This is a genomic window from Bacillus sp. LSHTCR4 (assembly GCF_057197025.1).
In genome coordinates, this window is sequence record NZ_JBXUNO010000005.1 from 42840 (window position 1) to 59925 (window position 17086).

General features: G+C 35.7%; 18 protein-coding genes. 6 read left to right on the forward strand and 12 right to left on the reverse strand.

Translation table 11 applies throughout. The features are described from left to right. Window positions 1-75: 75 nt before the first annotated feature. From AC2CGR_RS24085 to AC2CGR_RS24095, 3 genes are all read right to left on the reverse strand, one after another. Complete coding sequence (locus AC2CGR_RS24085; protein ID WP_087966805.1) at window positions 76-1350, reverse strand: acetylornithine deacetylase; 1275 nt, start codon at window positions 1348-1350, stop codon at window positions 76-78. Window positions 1351-1457: 107 nt separating this feature from the next. Further along, entirely contained in the window at window positions 1458-2879 is a 1422-nt protein-coding gene (locus tag AC2CGR_RS24090; protein ID WP_087966807.1) for an amino acid permease, read from the reverse strand. 104 nt (window positions 2880-2983) lie between these two features. After that, entirely contained in the window at window positions 2984-3238 is a 255-nt protein-coding gene (locus AC2CGR_RS24095; RefSeq protein ID WP_000859486.1) for a biotin/lipoyl attachment domain-containing protein, read from the reverse strand. 274 nt (window positions 3239-3512) lie between these two features. On the opposite strand from AC2CGR_RS24095, the gene AC2CGR_RS24100 reads away from it, so the two are divergent. Both AC2CGR_RS24100 and AC2CGR_RS24105 read left to right on the forward strand, forming a co-directional pair. Then, entirely contained in the window at window positions 3513-4916 is a 1404-nt protein-coding gene (locus AC2CGR_RS24100) for a sigma-54 interaction domain-containing protein (RefSeq protein ID WP_087966808.1), read from the forward strand. Between the two features lie 170 nt (window positions 4917-5086). Then, the gene (locus AC2CGR_RS24105) at window positions 5087-5284 is read left to right on the forward strand and encodes a hypothetical protein (RefSeq protein ID WP_029437334.1); all 198 of its coding nucleotides are present in this window, start codon (window positions 5087-5089) and stop codon (window positions 5282-5284) included. Between the two features lie 51 nt (window positions 5285-5335). Here AC2CGR_RS24105 and truA read toward each other — a convergent pair whose 3' ends face one another. From truA to AC2CGR_RS24135, 6 genes are all read right to left on the reverse strand, one after another. After that, window positions 5336-6073, reverse strand: coding sequence for a tRNA pseudouridine(38-40) synthase TruA (truA, locus tag AC2CGR_RS24110; RefSeq protein ID WP_029437333.1), 738 nt, complete (start codon window positions 6071-6073; stop codon window positions 5336-5338). Window positions 6074-6129: 56 nt separating this feature from the next. Continuing rightward, window positions 6130-7509, reverse strand: coding sequence for a 23S rRNA (uracil(1939)-C(5))-methyltransferase RlmD (gene rlmD, locus AC2CGR_RS24115; RefSeq protein ID WP_000615194.1), 1380 nt, complete (start codon window positions 7507-7509; stop codon window positions 6130-6132). A 10-nt stretch (window positions 7510-7519) separates the two neighbouring features. Further along, on the reverse strand, window positions 7520-8383 hold the full coding sequence (locus AC2CGR_RS24120; RefSeq protein WP_131101347.1) for a DNA-3-methyladenine glycosylase family protein: 864 nt from the start codon (window positions 8381-8383) through the stop codon (window positions 7520-7522). 59 nt (window positions 8384-8442) lie between these two features. Further along, window positions 8443-9225: a delta-lactam-biosynthetic de-N-acetylase gene (pdaA, locus tag AC2CGR_RS24125; RefSeq protein WP_000875962.1), complete on the reverse strand. Its 783-nt coding sequence runs from the start codon at window positions 9223-9225 to the stop codon at window positions 8443-8445. A gap of 127 nt (window positions 9226-9352) precedes the next feature. Further along, complete coding sequence (fumA, locus tag AC2CGR_RS24130; RefSeq protein ID WP_074565800.1) at window positions 9353-10873, reverse strand: class I fumarate hydratase; 1521 nt, start codon at window positions 10871-10873, stop codon at window positions 9353-9355. A 206-nt stretch (window positions 10874-11079) separates the two neighbouring features. Then, window positions 11080-11262, reverse strand: a complete 183-nt coding sequence (locus AC2CGR_RS24135) for an SE1561 family protein (protein WP_000513558.1) — start codon at window positions 11260-11262, stop codon at window positions 11080-11082. 213 nt (window positions 11263-11475) lie between these two features. Between AC2CGR_RS24135 and yfkAB the strand changes: the two genes are divergently transcribed. Next, the gene (yfkAB, locus tag AC2CGR_RS24140; RefSeq protein ID WP_000156015.1) at window positions 11476-12603 is read left to right on the forward strand and encodes a radical SAM/CxCxxxxC motif protein YfkAB; all 1128 of its coding nucleotides are present in this window, start codon (window positions 11476-11478) and stop codon (window positions 12601-12603) included. 35 nt (window positions 12604-12638) lie between these two features. Here yfkAB and AC2CGR_RS24145 read toward each other — a convergent pair whose 3' ends face one another. Continuing rightward, window positions 12639-13436, reverse strand: coding sequence for a YfkD famly protein (locus AC2CGR_RS24145; RefSeq protein ID WP_001990596.1), 798 nt, complete (start codon window positions 13434-13436; stop codon window positions 12639-12641). A 79-nt stretch (window positions 13437-13515) separates the two neighbouring features. After that, entirely contained in the window at window positions 13516-14571 is a 1056-nt protein-coding gene (gene cax / locus AC2CGR_RS24150) for a calcium/proton exchanger (RefSeq protein WP_000482146.1), read from the reverse strand. A 179-nt stretch (window positions 14572-14750) separates the two neighbouring features. On the opposite strand from cax, the gene AC2CGR_RS24155 reads away from it, so the two are divergent. The 3 genes from AC2CGR_RS24155 to AC2CGR_RS24165 all read left to right on the forward strand — a co-directional run bounded on the left by AC2CGR_RS24155 (window position 14751) and on the right by AC2CGR_RS24165 (window position 16042). Beyond that, window positions 14751-15167 (forward strand): pyridoxamine 5'-phosphate oxidase family protein, encoded by a 417-nt coding sequence (locus tag AC2CGR_RS24155; RefSeq protein ID WP_000550219.1) that lies wholly within the window; start codon window positions 14751-14753, stop codon window positions 15165-15167. A gap of 154 nt (window positions 15168-15321) precedes the next feature. Next, window positions 15322-15468: a BH0509 family protein gene (locus AC2CGR_RS24160; RefSeq protein WP_000817786.1), complete on the forward strand. Its 147-nt coding sequence runs from the start codon at window positions 15322-15324 to the stop codon at window positions 15466-15468. Window positions 15469-15613: 145 nt separating this feature from the next. Further along, entirely contained in the window at window positions 15614-16042 is a 429-nt protein-coding gene (locus tag AC2CGR_RS24165; RefSeq protein WP_000100304.1) for an EamA family transporter, read from the forward strand. Window positions 16043-16053: 11 nt separating this feature from the next. Here AC2CGR_RS24165 and AC2CGR_RS24170 read toward each other — a convergent pair whose 3' ends face one another. After that, a complete protein-coding gene (locus AC2CGR_RS24170) occupies window positions 16054-16647 on the reverse strand; it encodes a DedA family protein (protein WP_087964416.1) in 594 nt (197 codons plus the stop codon). Window positions 16648-17086: the final 439 nt, after the last annotated feature.

The following is a 17086-nucleotide window of genomic DNA, read 5'->3' on the forward strand; positions in this document are numbered from 1 at the left end:
TTTCTATCCAACTCTGAAATAGTTCACTAAAAAATCGTACAAGTATACATACCTGTACGATTTCAACATACGAATCTATTTTTTCGTATGACACCATTCATATATAAATGCTGTTATTACTTTTGTAAATTCAATTAACTGTTCTATTTCCACTTTCTCATTTATTGAATGAGCTTCCTCTAATGTACCTGGTCCGTAAATAACCGCCGGAATATGAAATTCACTAAACCAACCACCATCCGTTACCGTTGCAGACATATCTAAAATTGCATTTTTAGAAAGAATTGATTCGTGTACTGAGCTAAGCGTTTTTACAGCTACATGTTCACTATCTATTTCTAAAGAAGGGAAAATTTCGCCACGATCCACAATCATTGATTCTCCGCCCCACTTAAATTGTGGTGGATTTTCACTTAGCCATGGATCGGCAGCTGCCACTTTCCCAATATACTCTTCAATTTCTTTTATTATTTGTTCATGTGTTTCATTCGGATAAAAGTGTACTGTTATCCATAACCGGCACTCATCCGCAATAAATGCTGCATGTCTTCCGCCCTCAATAACAGCTGGATTAATTGTTGTTGTTCCAGATGGATAGCCTTCATATGTTTTTATGACTGCCCAGTGGCGCTCTAATTCTTGTAAACTTTGCACAATTTTCATCATTTTTTCAATCGCGCTCGCTCCGAATAAACGCCCCCCTGCATGGATCATTTGCCTACGTGTTGCATCATGAAACGTTTGCGGGCTTTTCACAGTAATCCATCCAGTAATTACGCCACCCTGTCCTTGCATATGTAAATCACTCGTATCCACTACGACTGCAAAATCAGCATCATAACCTCTTTTGCAGCATTGAAGTGTACCAGCTTCTCCAACTTCTTCTCCAATTACGGATTGAAAGATTAAATCTCCAGGCAGTTCAATACCTGCTTCTTCTAAAAGCTGAATAGCAAATAATGCCCCAGCTAGTCCCCCTTTCATATCAGCTGCACCACGTCCAACTAACCAACCATCTTTTATAAATGGCTCAAACGGATTTGTTTCCCACGTCTCATCTGCCGATACTTCAGCTACATCCATATGTCCATTAATAATAAGACTTTTATGTGTGTCACTTTCTATCCCTTTTTTCACCCCAACAACGTTCGGATCATTTGGGTATACATCCCATTTATCAACACTAAAATTTCGTTTTCTTAGAAACTCTGCGACAAACTCTTGCGCCTCATTTGTATTTCTCGCCGGCGGTGCTGGTGTTTCAAAACGAATTAAGGTTTTTGTAAGCTCTAGTAACTCATCTTTTCGTAAATCAATCTGTTCTAATAGCTGTGAAACTTCTTCATTCATCGCTAATTCCCCTTTACATACTTAGTATGTTTCCACCTTTATTTTCACAAAAAAAGAGACTGTTTACAATTTTACAGTCTCTTTTTTAGCATAAGTTTCTAATATATTTATAAACTTTCTGCTTCTGTTGTATTTACTTTTTCAACATGTTCTATTTTGCTTCCCTTATTTTTTGTCGCACGGTAAAACAGTAAACAAACAATCATAAATGGAATTCCGCAATACAATGCCATTCTTTGCTCTGGAATAAAAGCCATAGCAATAATTACTGTTACATTTAATACTAGCGCAAGCAGTGGTACGAATGGATACAGTGGTGTTTTAAATTTCAAGTCTTTCACATCCCCGCCCTGCTTTATATATGACCTTCTAGCTAATAAGTTAGATAGAGCAATAGATGCCCAAACTAATATCGCTCCGAACCCGGCAATAGAAAGTAGCCATAAATAAACTGTATCTTCCGCATAAATACCTGATAGTAATGAAAGGCAACCTACAATTGTACTTACAATCAATGCATAAACAGGAACACCATTTTTAGATAACTTACCAAAAATCGGACTAATCATTCCTTGATTAGACATAGACCATAGCATACGAGAAGTTGCATATAATCCTGAATTCGCAACGGATAGAACCGCTGTAATAATAACGAAATTGATAATATCGGCTGCATAAGGAATACCAATTTTATCAAATACAACTACGAATGGACTTTCTATTACTCCCGCCTGTTGCCAAGGGAATAATCCTGCAAGAATGAAAATAGATAATACAAAGAACACGAGTATGCGCCAAACTGTATTATTAATGGCCTTCGGGATTGTTTTCTCTGGATTTTCACTCTCACCTGCTGCAATACCGACTAGTTCTGTTCCTTGGAAGGAAAAATTAACAGCAATCATCGTAATTAAAATAGCGGATAATCCATTTGGAAACAATCCACCATAATCAGTAAAACTAGAGAACATTGGTGCTGGTTCATTTCCTTTCATATCTAGAAAACCAAACATTGCTGCCCCGCCCAAAATAATAAATGCAATGATCGTAATTACTTTAATACTTGCAAACCAAAATTCAACTTCTGCAAAACTTCTTGAAGATAACGCATTGATAGCAAAAAGCAGTACCGCAAACACTACGCACCAAATCCATGACGGTACATCTGGAAACCATCGTTTCATTAAAATACTAACTGCAATTAGTTCAATCCCTATCGTAGCTGACCAGTTTAACCATGACATCCATCCGACTACATAACCCGCTGCAGGGGAAATGTGCTTCGTAGCATACGTTTGATAAGATCCTGCGTCAGGCATTGCAACAGCTAACTCTCCAAGACAGAGCATCGTTAAATACATAACAAATCCTCCGACAAGATACGCTACAATCGCTCCTCCAGGCCCAGCTTCATGAATTGTATACCCAGATCCTAAAAAAAGACCGGTACCAATAACTCCTCCAAGTGCAATCATAAATATGTGTCTGCTTTTCAATTCTCTTTTTAGTCCTTGATTTTGATTCATCATATAAATCCCCCCTTTTCACTTTGTAAACCCATTAAATGTAAGCGTTTCAAAAATCCTTCATCGTAAAATAAATTATTAAAGATTGCAAAATACATATCATGCTATTAATCACTACCTGTTATTAAAAGATCATCCCTCATTGTTATTAGTAACTTTTGATCAGCGATAGCTTGTCCTTCTACTACTTCTAACGATTCAATATACCCACTTATTCCTACCTTAATTTCTACTTTCTGTTTATCTATCGTTTCAATTAACGCTAATTTCTCCCACTCATATACGTAAGAACTTTCCTTAACAAATAACTTCTCTACTTTCCCGTAACAAGGACTATACACGCCTTCTATAACCGTCTTCACTTTATCAATTCCTCCTTCTTATTAGTTGGTACTGAAACGTTGCATATCCCTCCTTTAAAAATTTCAATTATTATTTATGCAAAATGCGTACCAATCTCCAATTCCTACTTAAAATGAAGGTTTCTCACAAAAAAAACTTCCTAACCGCAAAATTTTTCTATCATTTAAGAAGTTTTAAAAGGTAAATAGCAAAAAAATTTTGCGATTTTATAAGAATTTTAATAAAATTATAAAAAGTCAGTTTTCATAGGGTGAAATGAGGAGAAGATAATCTATGCGTACAGAAGAAATTAATTTAAAACAGATCATTGAAATGAATATGCTATATGAAACTTTACTCAATGAACTCGATATCGGGATTCATATTATTAATGAGGAAAGTAAAACGATTATCTATAACCGCAAAATGATGGAAATTGAATCAATGGAACGCTCAGATGTGTTATATAAAAATCCTTTAGAAGTATTCGCATTTGAAGAAAATAAAAATAGTACTCTTATAGAAGCATTAAAATTAGGAAAAACAAACAAAAATATAAAACAAACATATTTTAACAATAAAGGGCAAGAAATTACGACGATTAACAATACTTTCCCTATAATAGAAAATGGAAAAATTAAAGGCGCTATTGAAATTTCAACAGAGATGAATCATTTCAAACAAACAATGAAAACCAGCTTTTCTCGAAAACAAAATAATAAGTTTACCTTTGATCACATAATCGGTAATTCTAGCGCTATTCAATCCGTCATTACAGAAGCTAAGAGAGTAATTCGTACATCCTCTTCTATACTTCTCGTAGGAGAAACAGGGACCGGTAAAGAACTATTTGCACAAAGTATCCATAATGAAAGCCAGCGTTCAGGCAAACCATTTATTTCACAAAACTGTGCCGCTATACCTGATACACTCATGGAAAGCTTATTATTTGGTACGAACCGCGGTGCATTTACAGGAGCTATTGATAAAGCTGGTTTATTTGAAGAAGCAAACGGAGGAACTTTGTTATTAGATGAGATCAACTCATTAAGTCCAGCACTTCAAGCGAAGTTACTACGAGCTATACAAGAAAAAACAATACGAAGAATCGGTGGCACACAAGAAAAAGAAATTGATGTTCGTATTATAGCAACTATTAATGAAGACCCTCTTGAAGCTATGACACACAATCGATTGCGGGAAGACTTATATTACCGATTAAGTGTCGTTACTTTATGTCTCCCGCCTTTACGTGAACGAAAAGAAGATATTCCTGCTCTTGTTCAATACTTTATCGAAAAGTACAACATTCAATTTGGACTCGGCGTAACAGATGTAGATGTACATGTAAGAGAATTCCTGTATGCATATGATTGGCCTGGAAACGTACGAGAATTGGAACATGTCATTGAAGGTTCAATGAATTTAGTTGAAGATGAAAATATCATTACAGCGTTTCATCTTCCCACTCGCTTTCGCGAACGAATAAAAAAAGAATTCAATATGCAACCTTTCCTAACTAATAACAATGCTGATGCACCTAAAACGTTAAAGCACACAATAGAGGCAATGGAAAAGAACTACATCAATCAAATTTTGAAAGAGTACCACGGTAATATCTCACAAGCTGCAAAGTTTTTAGGATTAAGTAGGCAAAACTTACAATATCGAATTAAAAAACTGCATTTACACATATAAAATAAGAATTTAGTCAGTGGAGTTTTTGTCCATCTTCCACTGATTACTAGCCCTCACCGATTAGACTTTTATTGCCTACTCAAACTTGATTACTCTGTTTCCAAGTACAAATATTTTTTGGTAAAATATGCTATAATTAACATATAACATACTTGAAAGGAATGATATATATGAGTAGTGATACAAAATTAAAGTTATTACAATACTTAGCCTTCTTCCCTACCCTTGTATGTATGATGTTACTCATTGATATGAATGCCTATCCTTATGCAAAACTACTAGCAACAATTAGCGGCTCTTTTGCAGCTATTATGCTTGCTACTTTTTGGAATTTGAAGATACGTATGAAGAAAGAGAAATCTTCTTAACGCCAAAACATAAAAAATCGAGCCTACACAGCTCGATTTTTTTACTGATTATTAAAACTCAACATTCTCCAAATACAAACCACTCGCCTCAGCAAGACAATTAATTTGATTACGTTGTTTCGCCTCTAGAATTTGTGGAATTGCTTCTGCATCTAATTGTCCTAATCCAACTTCAATTAATGCTCCAACAATTTTTCGTACCATGTTATGAAGGAATCCGTTACCACTTACTCTAATTTGTACAAATCCTGCCTCTTCCATCACATCAAGTGCATATACTTCTCGCACCATAGACTTTTTCTTTGATTTCGCGTTTGAAAAAGCAGTAAAGTCATGTGAACCAACTAAATATTTCGCAGCCTCTTTCATGCTTTTCACATTTAATTTTTTATTCACATGCATGCTGTATTTACGCATAAATGGGTTCGTATGCTCTTCATTCCAAATTTTATACAGATATGTTTTTGCTTTAGAATTATAACGAGCATGGAAGCGATCATGTACTTCTTCTACATTCGTAATACTAATATCATTAGGTAAATATTGATTTAAATATTTTTTCACTTTATGTTCCACTAACTTCTCATCACTTTGAAAGTTAGCAACTTGATTCAAAGCATGTACACCAGCGTCTGTTCTACTACAACCGATAATTTCAATTTCTTTTCCGACCATTTCAGAAATGACACTTTCGATTTTTCCTTGAATCGTATTATCGTTATTACCGAGACGTTGCCATCCTTTAAAACGTGCACCATCGTACTGAATCGTTAATTTATAATTGTTCATTTTATTCTCCTTCATAGAAAATATTCCCTCATATCGTGAGGGAATATAAATACACTTTACTTTCTAACAAGCTTCACTACATTTTCTACATGAGCTGTATGCGGGAACATATCAACTGGTTGTACATATTCCACTTCATAGCTCTTCATTAACGCTTGTACATCACGTGCTAATGAAGAAGGGTTACAAGATACGTAAACAACTTGTTTCGGCTTCACTTTTAAAATTGTTTCCAGTAATTTATCATCGCAACCTGTACGAGGTGGATCGACAACAATTACATCTGGACGCCATCCTTCTTTTACCCATTTCGGTAACCATTGTTCAGCTTTACCTGCTTCATATTTCGTATTTGTAAATCCGTGACGCTTCGCATTTTTTCTTGCGTCTGCAATTGCTTCTGGAATTACATCCATACCACGTACTTCCGCTGCATCATTTGCAAGCCAAAGTCCGATTGTACCAACACCACAATACGCATCTACAATTTTCTCATTTCCTGTTAAAGCAGCCGCTTTTTTCGCTTCATTATATAAAACAACCGTTTGTTCTGGATTCAACTGGAAGAATGCACGTGCTGATAGTTCAAATGATAAATCACCAAGTGTTTCTTGAATTACTTCTTTTCCAGCTAATTTAAATGTTTTATCACCGAAAATAACAGATGTTTTACGCCAGTTTACATTTTGCATAATCGATTTAACAGCTGGCATCTGTTTTTGTACTTCTGCAATAAATTGTTCTTTATTTGGCAACTCTTCTTTTGTTGTAATCAGTGTAACTTGTACTTCCCCTGTTTGAACTGCAGTACGTGTCACAATTGTACGTACTAAACCTTTTTGTTTTTTCTCATTGTAAATAGAAACATTTAATTTTTCTAAAATACGTCTTACAACTTTTGTCGCTTCATTCGTTGCTTTATGTTGAATCATACAATGAGCAATATCAATTAACTGATGTGAGTTTTGTTTATACAGCCCTGTAATAACCTTTTCGTCTTTACGCCCCACTTGTAATTGACTCTTATTACGATAATGCCATGGATTTTCCATACCAAGCGTCGGACGAATTTTCTCTTCCAAACTGTTTTTCATATACTTCTCAAATGCTTGTACAACGATATCACGCTTTTGATTTAATTGTTCTTTATAGTCTAAATGTTGCAATTGGCAACCGCCGCACTCTTCATATACCGGACATGGTGCTTTCACGCGATGTGGTGAAGCTTTACGAACTTTTTTCACTTTCGCTTCAGCGAAGCCACGCTGAATTTTCGTCGTTTCAGCAACAACCTCTTCTCCTGGTAATGCCCCTGGAATGAAAACAACTTGTCTCTTAAAATAACCAACGCCTTCTCCGTTAATCCCAAGACGTTTAATTGTCACAGGAAACGTTTGACCAACTTCCAACTTACTCTCATGTTGCTTTTGTATCATTATTACACCTCTACTCTATACTTTTCCATAAATATAACGCTGCATAACTGCAGTATGGTTCACACTCTTGTTTCACTTTTTCTAAAAATGCATCATCAGGTTTATCATCTAATTGAAATACACCTTGTACTGCACGCTGAATCCCAATGTCTGCTTTCGGAAACATATTTTTCCGTCCAAGCCCAAACATTAAAAAGTTTTGCACTGTCCATGTACCAATCCCCCTAATTGGTAACAATTGTGCTGAAACCTCTTCTTCCGCCTTGTTTTCTATACTCGCTAAATTTAATGTACCGCTGGCAATACTTCGACCTAATCCTACTATATATTCAGCCTTTCGCTGACTAAACTTCTGCTCTCTCAATTCCTCTATTGAAATATTTGCTACTATTTCTGGAGTGGGGAAAAAGAATACACCGTTCTTCTCTGTTCCATATCGTTTCACAAACTGTTCTGTTAACACAGTAGCAAATTTCAAATTTATTTGTTGATGAATGATACAACGAAGAAGACAAGCAAAATAATCAAATTCTAAAATAATTGGAGTATAAGCATATGTTTCAAATAGTGGACGTAATGATGTGTTTAAAAAATGATTTTGTATATCTTGAAACGGTTCATTCCAATGAAAAATGGCCCTCATTCGTTTCATAACTTTCTCTGGATCTCCTGTCGGACTAGAAATCCAAAACTGTGGATTTTGAACAGTACCAATCCCTTGCAGGCGAACAACAATCTGTTCCTCGTCTATACAAAGCGGGACATAAATAACTTTCTCATCTAATTGAATGACGTTAAGAGGATCAAAAGATAAACGTTTTAATACTTCTTCAAAATGATACGGATACTCTAACGTAACATGTTCGCTCCACATACGTTTCCCCATCCTTTTTACACATCATTATAGCATGAGAAAACCGCAAGCATACATGCTTACGGTTGATTGCTTTTTACTAAGTCATCTAGACTTTTAAAATGATACCCTTTCTCGCGCAAATCATCAATGATTTTTGCAAGTGCTTCTGCATTATCTTTTGATATTGCATGAAGTAATAAAATAGATCCCGGGTGAATCATCGTCATAACATTATTATGCGCATATTGCCATCCTCTTTGCTGATCTACTTTCCAATCCAAAAATGCAAGTGACCAAAATACATTATAATAGCCCATTTCTTTCGTAAGAGCTAACGTTCTTTCACTAAATACGCCGCGCGGAGGACGTACATATTTCACTTCTTTTTGCCCAGTTACTTTTTTAATTTCTTCCGTTACACTCGTTAATTCTTCACGAAGTTTCTCATCATTTACCGCTGTGAAATCAGGATGACTCCACGAATGGTTTCCAATAATGTGTCCTTCATCCTTCATTCTTAACAATAAATCTTTTTGTGTTTTAATATAATGCCCCGTTACAAAGAAAGTTGCTGGTACTTTTTTCTCTTTTAATACATCTAATATTTTCCCTGTGTATCCATTCTCATATCCATTATCAAATGTTAAATAAATATCCTTTTTCTTCGTATCTCCTAAATAAAACCCGCCATTTTTTTGTAGCAATTCTGTATACAGTTTCCCTGCATCTGGTACTGTTTCATTTTTAGGACGCGGAATTCCCCAGTTATGTGGGGTATTTGTATAAGCTAGTGCTGAAACTGGAACAAGTGCCATCATAATTGAAAAAATGAGACCGATATATAACCATTTATATTTCATAAATAGTCTCCTTTCCATATATAATCGTACTTGTAGTTTCTGTTGCCGTGCATTCTTTCATGCTGAACATGTTTTTCTATATATACCAAAAAAATGCATCTCGAATCATTCGAGATGCATTTTTTATTTACTTAAATACTGGCTCTTTAAAGCTAGCTAATTTTTCAAGTGATGTTTTATCAACATCTGCATGTAAGCTATTACCGTGAGAATCCATTGTTACAACTGCTTTAAATCCATCGATACGTAAATGCCACATTGCCTCTGGAATACCAAATTGTAAGAAATCAACATCTTTCACTTCTTTAATACATTCAGCATAATATTGTGCTGCACCACCAATTGCATTTAAATATACACCGCCGTGTTCTTCTAAAGCCGCTAATGTTTTCGCACCCATACCGCCTTTTCCAATAACAGCGCGAATACCGAATTTCTTCATGATATCGCCTTGGTACGGTTCTTCACGAATACTTGTCGTTGGACCTGCCGCTTTAATTTGCCAATTGTCATTTTCATCTTTCACAACAACTGGACCACAGTGGTAAATAATTTGCCCATTTAGATCTACCGGACAATCGTTATCCATTAAATGCTTATGGATTGCGTCACGACCTGTATACATCATGCCATTAATTGTTACAACATCACCAACGCGAAGTTCACGAATTTGCTCTTCTGTAATTGGCGCTTGTAATACAATCTCACGTTGCTCTGTTTTTTCTTGTGCTTCTTGCTTCAGTGTATCGTCACCTTCTTGATATAACCAATCCATAATTTCACCTGTTTCAGGATGGATTGTTACACCAAGGCGGCGATATGCCCAGCAATTATACGCCACAGATACGTAGAAGCTAGCTGGCAGACGGTTATACACGCCAATTTTACAGCCAAGTAAAGTTGTTTCTCCGCCAAATCCCATCGTACCAATGCCAAGCTTATTCGCATTTTCTAATACGTAATCTTCAAGTTGTTGTAACTCTGGAATTGGATTGACATCATCTAATGTACGGAATAATTGATTTTTTGCTAATTCGTAACCTGATGTGCGGTCTCCCCCGATACCAACACCAATTACACCTGCACTACATCCTTGACCTTGTGCTTGATATACTGCATGAAGAAGGCATTTACGAATCCCTTCTAAATCACGGCCAGCTCGTCCAAGTCCTTCTAATTCACATGGTAAGCTATACTGAATATTTTTATTCTCACAGCCACCACCTTTTAGGATTAAACGTGCATCAATATAATCTTTTTCCCATTGTTCAAACTTAATAACCGGTGTACCTGGTCCTAAATTATTTCCACTATTATCTCCAAAAAGAGAATCAACAGAATTTGGACGAAGTTTACCATCTTTTGTCGCCCGCTCAAGCGCATTATAGATAGCTTCCTTCAACTTTAATTGATTCACACCAACTGGTGTATAAATTTTAAACGTTGGCATCCCTGTATCTTGGCAAATTGGTGAGATGTTATCATCAGCCATTTTAATATTATTTGTAATTGTGCCAAGTGCCATTGCAGAACGAGTCCCTGCATTTTCTCGCTCTTTCGCTTGTTGAATCGCACGACGAACATCTTTCGGTAAGTTCGTTGACGTTTCAACAATTAGTTGATACATGCTTTCTTGAAGCTTTTCCATTGTTACTTCCCCCTCAATTGTGAACGCTACCAAAACGTTATGAGCTGAAAATTTCATTGTTATGCTCTTTAGCTTTTTATTTGTTTCAAGCTATTCAAGCATAAATGAAATTTTTCACAACTTGATTATACCTCTTTTTCTATCGTCCTTCTATTATCCGCACAGAAAAAGGCTACCAAATTGGAATTGGCAGCCTTTTTAATATATTATTCGTCTTTTTTAAATTGCTCACATTTTAATTCTAATTCATCTAACATTGCAAGAAGACGATCTACATCTTCTAATTCTACTTCTTCAGGTTCAATTGTATCAATTACTTCAATGAACATATTTAAACGTTCTTTTAAATATACTAATTGTGTATCTTTATCTTGAATTGCTTTTCCCATGAAGGCACTCTCCTTTTAATTCGAGTTGCTTTTATTATACCGCAAAAATGATTACAATGGGTATGTAATTTCATCAATTTTGTCACGGTTATTCGCTATAATGTAAGCCCTCTCTCTTTTTCCTCTAAAAAGTTTCGCTTTATAAAAAGCACATATTCTTCTATTATAGAGAATGGACAAATTGTTATTTCAATAGTCAAAGGAGTATTTCATATGACGATATCACAAAAAATGAAGCCGATTACTCCTTCTTACGATCCATGGGAAGCGTATATGGACCTTGAAGAGTACGGCAAACTACTATTAACAAATGTTGAGTTTACAACGACGACGTTATGCAATATGCGCTGTGAGCATTGCGCTGTTGGTTACACGTTACAGCCGAAAGACCCGAATCCGCTTCCGATGGATCTTTTATTAAAACGATTAGATGAGATTCCTCATTTACGTTCTTTAAGTATTACTGGCGGAGAACCTATGCTTTCAAAAAAATCCGTCGACAACTATGTAACACCACTCTTAAAATACGCCCATGAACGAGGCGTTCGCACTCAAATCAACTCAAACTTAACTATAGATTTAGCACGTTACGAACAAATTATTCCTTACTTAGACGTATTGCATATCTCTCATAACTGGGGAACAATTGATGACTTCGTTGAAGGTGGATTTGCAATGATGGAGCGTAAACCTACGTATGAACAGCGTGCGAAATTATTTGAACGTATGATTACAAATAGTAAAGCTCTATCAGATGCCGGTGTACTCGTATCAGCCGAAACGATGCTGAATAAAAGAACTCTACCACACATTGAACATATTCATCGTCAAATCGTTGACGAAATGGGCTGTAAACGTCATGAAGTTCATCCAATGTATCCAAGTGACTTCGCGAGTACGCTAGAGATTTTAACAAAAGCTGAGATTCGTGATGCAATTGAGCATTTACTAGAAATTCGCGATGAAAATGTATGGATGTTATTTGGAACTTTACCTTTCTATGCTTGTAGCGATGACGAGCGAGACATTGCCACATTTAAAAAATTACAAGAAAGCAAAAATGTCACTGTTCGTAACGATCCCGATGGTCGTTCTCGTTTAAACGTTAACATTTTCGATGGAAATATTATTGTAACTGATTTTGGTGACGTTCCCCTTCTAGGAAACATACAAACAAACACATTACAAGAAGCTTATGATAAATGGAGTGCTTCAAAAACAGCAAAATCATTAAGCTGTCACTGTCCTGCAGTAAAATGCCTTGGACCGAATGTTCTTGTAAAAAACAGCTACTATCCGACAGAAGATTTCTTATCAAAAACAGCAAACATTACATTATAAAAAAAACGTCAGCTTATAAGCTGACGTTTTTTTTATTATTGCGAGTGAGAAGAAGAAATGAATTTAAAGAATAAATGATCATGAATTGGAATAGCAGCTCCAATTCCTTGAGAAGTAATATTTTTTACAACGAGCCTTTTTTGATTTCCCTTTAATACAAGGTATACTTCTCCAAACGTTACTTTTCCTTTTTCATTTACCGCTGGTGTATAAGCATATAAATATCCAAGTTGACTCGGACTAATATTATACACACGCTCATGTCCTGTACCATAACCAATGGTCGTCTTAAATGAAAGCGGCAATTGTACTTTTTCGAGCGCTTTGAGAAGCATCATTTTTTTCACATCAGCAGCATCTTTCATATCTGCTGTTAAATCACCTTCAACCGTCTTTTGCGTTTCTTGCTTATAGCGTAGCGGATATAGGCGATCTCCCCCTCGATTATCATACACATTGCGATTTACTTGTTTATATTCCCAATTAATCGATGTATCAATCGATTCATAGTGCAAAGCCCATTGACCTAAATAAATCTTCGCTCGGTACCCTACCGCAAGCGGCGCATTCGAAATTGTCGTTTCATTAAACATTCGAATTAAGTCTGGGTTTTCAATTTTAATATTTGCTGTTTTCAATAGTTCTTGAGCAAACTTACTCGGCTGCAAACGCGGTAAATCTTGCGCATCGTTTGGAAACGTATTGTCTTTAGAAATATTTAAAACAGATGAAGGCATTTTTGTTTCTACCGTTGTCTTTGCAAAACTCATGTTAGGAAATAATAGAATAAACGAGACCATAGTTGAAAGACATATGCTGTATACTCGTTTCACCTGTCTGGCTCCTTCCTACGTAAAGGTATATACTACTTCGTTTATTGTTTTCTCTGGGCACAATTGTTATGCCTATTTTTCATAATAAATAAAAACCAATTCCCATAATGACATACGCCGCTAATAAAGTACCGCCTTCAAACCAGTTTGTATCTCCATCATTTGAAATCGCAATCGTTAAGAAAACAGCTGTAATCATAGAAACAAGTTCTGGTATTGTAAATACTAAAGGCATCCTTTGCGCGAAGAACATAGAAAGCAGTACTAATACAGGAGCAACAAACATGGCAATTTGTAATGTAGAACCAACTGCAATCTCAACTGCAATATTTACTTTATTTTTATACGCCATAATAATTGCAGATGCATGTTCCGCTGCATTCCCAACAATTGCGACGATAATAACCCCTATAAATAGTTCTGACCAACCAAATGATTTTGCAACTGTCTCAAATGTATGCACGAGCGCCTCTGACACATAAGCTACCGCAATTGTTGCTATCGCTAAAATGAGTAATGCTTTCCCTTTCGACCACTCTGGTTCTTCCTCATGAGCGACTTCATCACTTTTATGCTGATATACACCACGGTGCGTAACTAACTTAAATAGCAATGCAGCAAGGTACATAATAATCATAATAATCGAGACACCAATACTTAATTGATACGTCTTTCCAGCGTCCATCTTCATTGAAAAAATCTCTGGAATAACAAATGCTACTACTACAGCAAAGATTAATAAAGCTGAATTATGCCTTGCATCATACACATTAAAACTTTGTCTTTTGTATTTAAGCCCTCCTACAAAAAAGGATAGCCCCCCTACTAATAATAAATTTCCAAGTACAGAACCCGTTAAAGAGGCTAACACCACCTCAATTAATCCTGCCTGAAGTGCAAAAATTGAAATGATTAGTTCAACGGCATTACCGAAAGTAGCATTTAATAATCCACCTATTCTAGGACCAGAAACAATTGCCAAACTTTCTGTCGCTCTCCCCATAAAACCCGCTAATGCGATAATCGTAATACAATACACAGCGAACATAATTGTTTGAGGCCAATGAAGTGTTTTCCCAAGTACAGACAGTGGTACACCTATAAGAGCCACGATAAGAAATATTTTATTAAACATGCTTTCCATCCTTCCATCGTATGTATTTCTCCTCAATATTATTATTATTCTTCTCCTAACTTGTCCGATTTCATCACAATTGCGTTTAAAAAATCGGATTGAAGAAAACAGTATGAAAGATATTTAAATTATCTTGTTTAAACAGACAGAATTATAAATTGTGAAAAGGGGTTAAAATTATGCACTTAAAAGAAAAAATCGCAACTATTATTCAAGGTCAACGTACTGGTGTATTATCTACAGTGCGAAATGAGAAACCTCATAGCGCCTTTATGATGTTTTTCCATGAAGATTTTGTACTGTATGTTGCAACAGATCGACAATCCAAAAAGATAACAGATATCGAAAACAATCCAAATGTACATGTACTACTTGGGCGTGAAGGAAAAAAATTAGATGAAGATTATATTGAAGTAGAAGGCTTAGCCTCCATCGAGGAAGACTCCACATTAAAAAATAAGTTTTGGAATAATAGCCTAAAACGCTGGTTACTTGGTCCTGAAGATCCTAATTATGTACTAATTAAAATTAATCCCGATACAATTTATTACATTGATGGTGCCGGTACGACTGAGCCCGAGTTTTTACGACTATAAATTAAAACAAGCCCCCTTTAGGTGGGCTTGTTTTGTCGAAAAGTTATTCTGAAAAAAACAATAAAATAGGTGGAACTTTCTAAAGATTCTGTTATATAATAGCAGTAACTTAAATAAACTGTATTAAAACAGATTGAGAGGAGAAATAAAATTGATGAAAAGAGAAGAACGTAAAAACATGATTGAGTTTATCGAAAAGAAAAAAGGGATTGAGCGTGACGAATTATTGTTTATGACAGACGATGAAGTAGAACATATTTATAATGTAACGTACTTTTTATATGAAGAAATTGCAGAGTAGTATAATAATCCCCACCTTATGAAAAATATAAGGTGGGGATTATTTCGTTATCTATCCAGCTCTTTGCGAGGCGGTAAAACCCCATTCACTTTATACATGAGAATGATTTTCATGTATAATAATGTAAGATTGGAGGAATTTTACTATGAGTTCATGGCTCTTATTCGCACTATTATCAGCAATTGCTGCTGCCCTTGTATCTATTTTCGGTAAAATTGGTTTAGATGGAATCGATGCCAATGTCGCTACGACAGTTCGTTCTATTATCATGGCATTATTTATGGTAGGCGTTATTATTATACAAGGTAAATTTCAAAATATCGGCGACGTACTACTAAATAAAAAAGCACTTCTCTTTATCACATTAAGCGGAATTGCAGGTGCTTCTTCATGGCTATTTTATTTTCTCGCCCTCAAAACAGGGAAGGTTTCCCAAGTGGCTCCTGTCGATAAACTAAGCGTCGTATTTTCTATCATTCTCGCGATGATTATACTCGGCGAAAAGTTAAACTTTATGACCGGTATTGGTGTTGTCTTTATTACAGCTGGTGTACTATTTATTGCTTTCAGCTAAAAAAACCGCTATTAGCGGTTTTTCTTTTTCTTTATGTAAAACCATACGACACATGTAACAACTACTGAAATGAATAAAATCCATATTCCATAATGATGCAAACTATACTCAACGAAACGCCACTTCTCTCCTAACTTCCAGCCAAGTCCAATAAAAACACTGATCCAAATAAGCGCACCACCGTAAGCGTACAAACAAAAACGCCAAAGTGTTAAATTCGACATCCCAGCAAAATATGCTGTTAAATGACGTACTCCTGGGATAAAATAACCAACTATTAAAAGAAATGGTCCATATTTTTCAAATAAAACATGTGTTTTTTCAATGTGATGTTCTTTAATTCTAATTTTTGGTCCATATTTTTTTAAAACTGGAAGTCCAAGTTTTAAACCTAATATGTAGCTTAATGTAATGCCTAACATCGCACCAGCCATCCCACTTAAAAAAGCAGCAGTCCCTGACATAACTCCTTTTGAAACGTTATAACCAACGAAGGTCAATAAAAACTCGTCTGGTATCGGTAATCCAACAATCCCGCCAGCTAAAGCTATAATAATTCCAAAATACCCATAATGTGCGATTAACTCGCCAATATGTTGTTCCATTCGGAAGACACATCCTATGCACGATCGTTATTCCACATTGTGCCCTTTCTATCTTTCAGACAAACATGGTATACATATTCACTATACATTGTTTTTATAATGAACTCTACTTCTATCCATTCCTTTAGCAGGAAGAAATTGAACCATTAACCAGTGAGGGTTTGTTCATCCTCGCTCATTCTTAGTACACATCAATCATGCGCTAGACTCCCACCTTCTTCCCTTATATTCACCTCTTTTTGAAGCGCTAATCTTACTATCTACAAATACCATGATTAAAAAATAAAAATTCATCTGCCTGTTTTTTTGTTACAATAAAGGAAAGTTACTTTTCGCAACGGTTTAACTCTCAGGAAAAATGATATACCTAGCAAAAACATAGTTTGGTCGATATAATGCAACTTCTACCTATTAAAAGAACATGCACCCTTTACATACA

What these genes read in the sequence shown, in the direction of transcription:
- AC2CGR_RS24155 (WP_000550219.1), top strand. Translation starts at nt 14,751, where the DNA reads ATGCACTTAAAAGAAAAAATCGCAACTATTATTCAAGGTCAACGTACT.
- AC2CGR_RS24170 (WP_087964416.1), bottom strand. Translation starts at nt 16,647, where the DNA reads ATGGAACAACATATTGGCGAGTTAATCGCACATTATGGGTATTTTGGA.
- yfkAB (WP_000156015.1), top strand. Translation starts at nt 11,476, where the DNA reads ATGACGATATCACAAAAAATGAAGCCGATTACTCCTTCTTACGATCCA.
- rlmD (WP_000615194.1), bottom strand. Translation starts at nt 7,509, where the DNA reads ATGATACAAAAGCAACATGAGAGTAAGTTGGAAGTTGGTCAAACGTTT.
- cax (WP_000482146.1), bottom strand. Translation starts at nt 14,571, where the DNA reads ATGTTTAATAAAATATTTCTTATCGTGGCTCTTATAGGTGTACCACTG.
- AC2CGR_RS24135 (WP_000513558.1), bottom strand. Translation starts at nt 11,262, where the DNA reads ATGGGAAAAGCAATTCAAGATAAAGATACACAATTAGTATATTTAAAA.
- AC2CGR_RS24105 (WP_029437334.1), top strand. Translation starts at nt 5,087, where the DNA reads ATGAGTAGTGATACAAAATTAAAGTTATTACAATACTTAGCCTTCTTC.
- AC2CGR_RS24120 (WP_131101347.1), bottom strand. Translation starts at nt 8,383, where the DNA reads ATGTGGAGCGAACATGTTACGTTAGAGTATCCGTATCATTTTGAAGAA.
- AC2CGR_RS24160 (WP_000817786.1), top strand. Translation starts at nt 15,322, where the DNA reads ATGAAAAGAGAAGAACGTAAAAACATGATTGAGTTTATCGAAAAGAAA.
- AC2CGR_RS24100 (WP_087966808.1), top strand. Translation starts at nt 3,513, where the DNA reads ATGCGTACAGAAGAAATTAATTTAAAACAGATCATTGAAATGAATATG.
- AC2CGR_RS24085 (WP_087966805.1), bottom strand. Translation starts at nt 1,350, where the DNA reads ATGAATGAAGAAGTTTCACAGCTATTAGAACAGATTGATTTACGAAAA.
- pdaA (WP_000875962.1), bottom strand. Translation starts at nt 9,225, where the DNA reads ATGAAATATAAATGGTTATATATCGGTCTCATTTTTTCAATTATGATG.
- fumA (WP_074565800.1), bottom strand. Translation starts at nt 10,873, where the DNA reads ATGGAAAAGCTTCAAGAAAGCATGTATCAACTAATTGTTGAAACGTCA.
- truA (WP_029437333.1), bottom strand. Translation starts at nt 6,073, where the DNA reads ATGAACAATTATAAATTAACGATTCAGTACGATGGTGCACGTTTTAAA.
- AC2CGR_RS24090 (WP_087966807.1), bottom strand. Translation starts at nt 2,879, where the DNA reads ATGATGAATCAAAATCAAGGACTAAAAAGAGAATTGAAAAGCAGACAC.
- AC2CGR_RS24165 (WP_000100304.1), top strand. Translation starts at nt 15,614, where the DNA reads ATGAGTTCATGGCTCTTATTCGCACTATTATCAGCAATTGCTGCTGCC.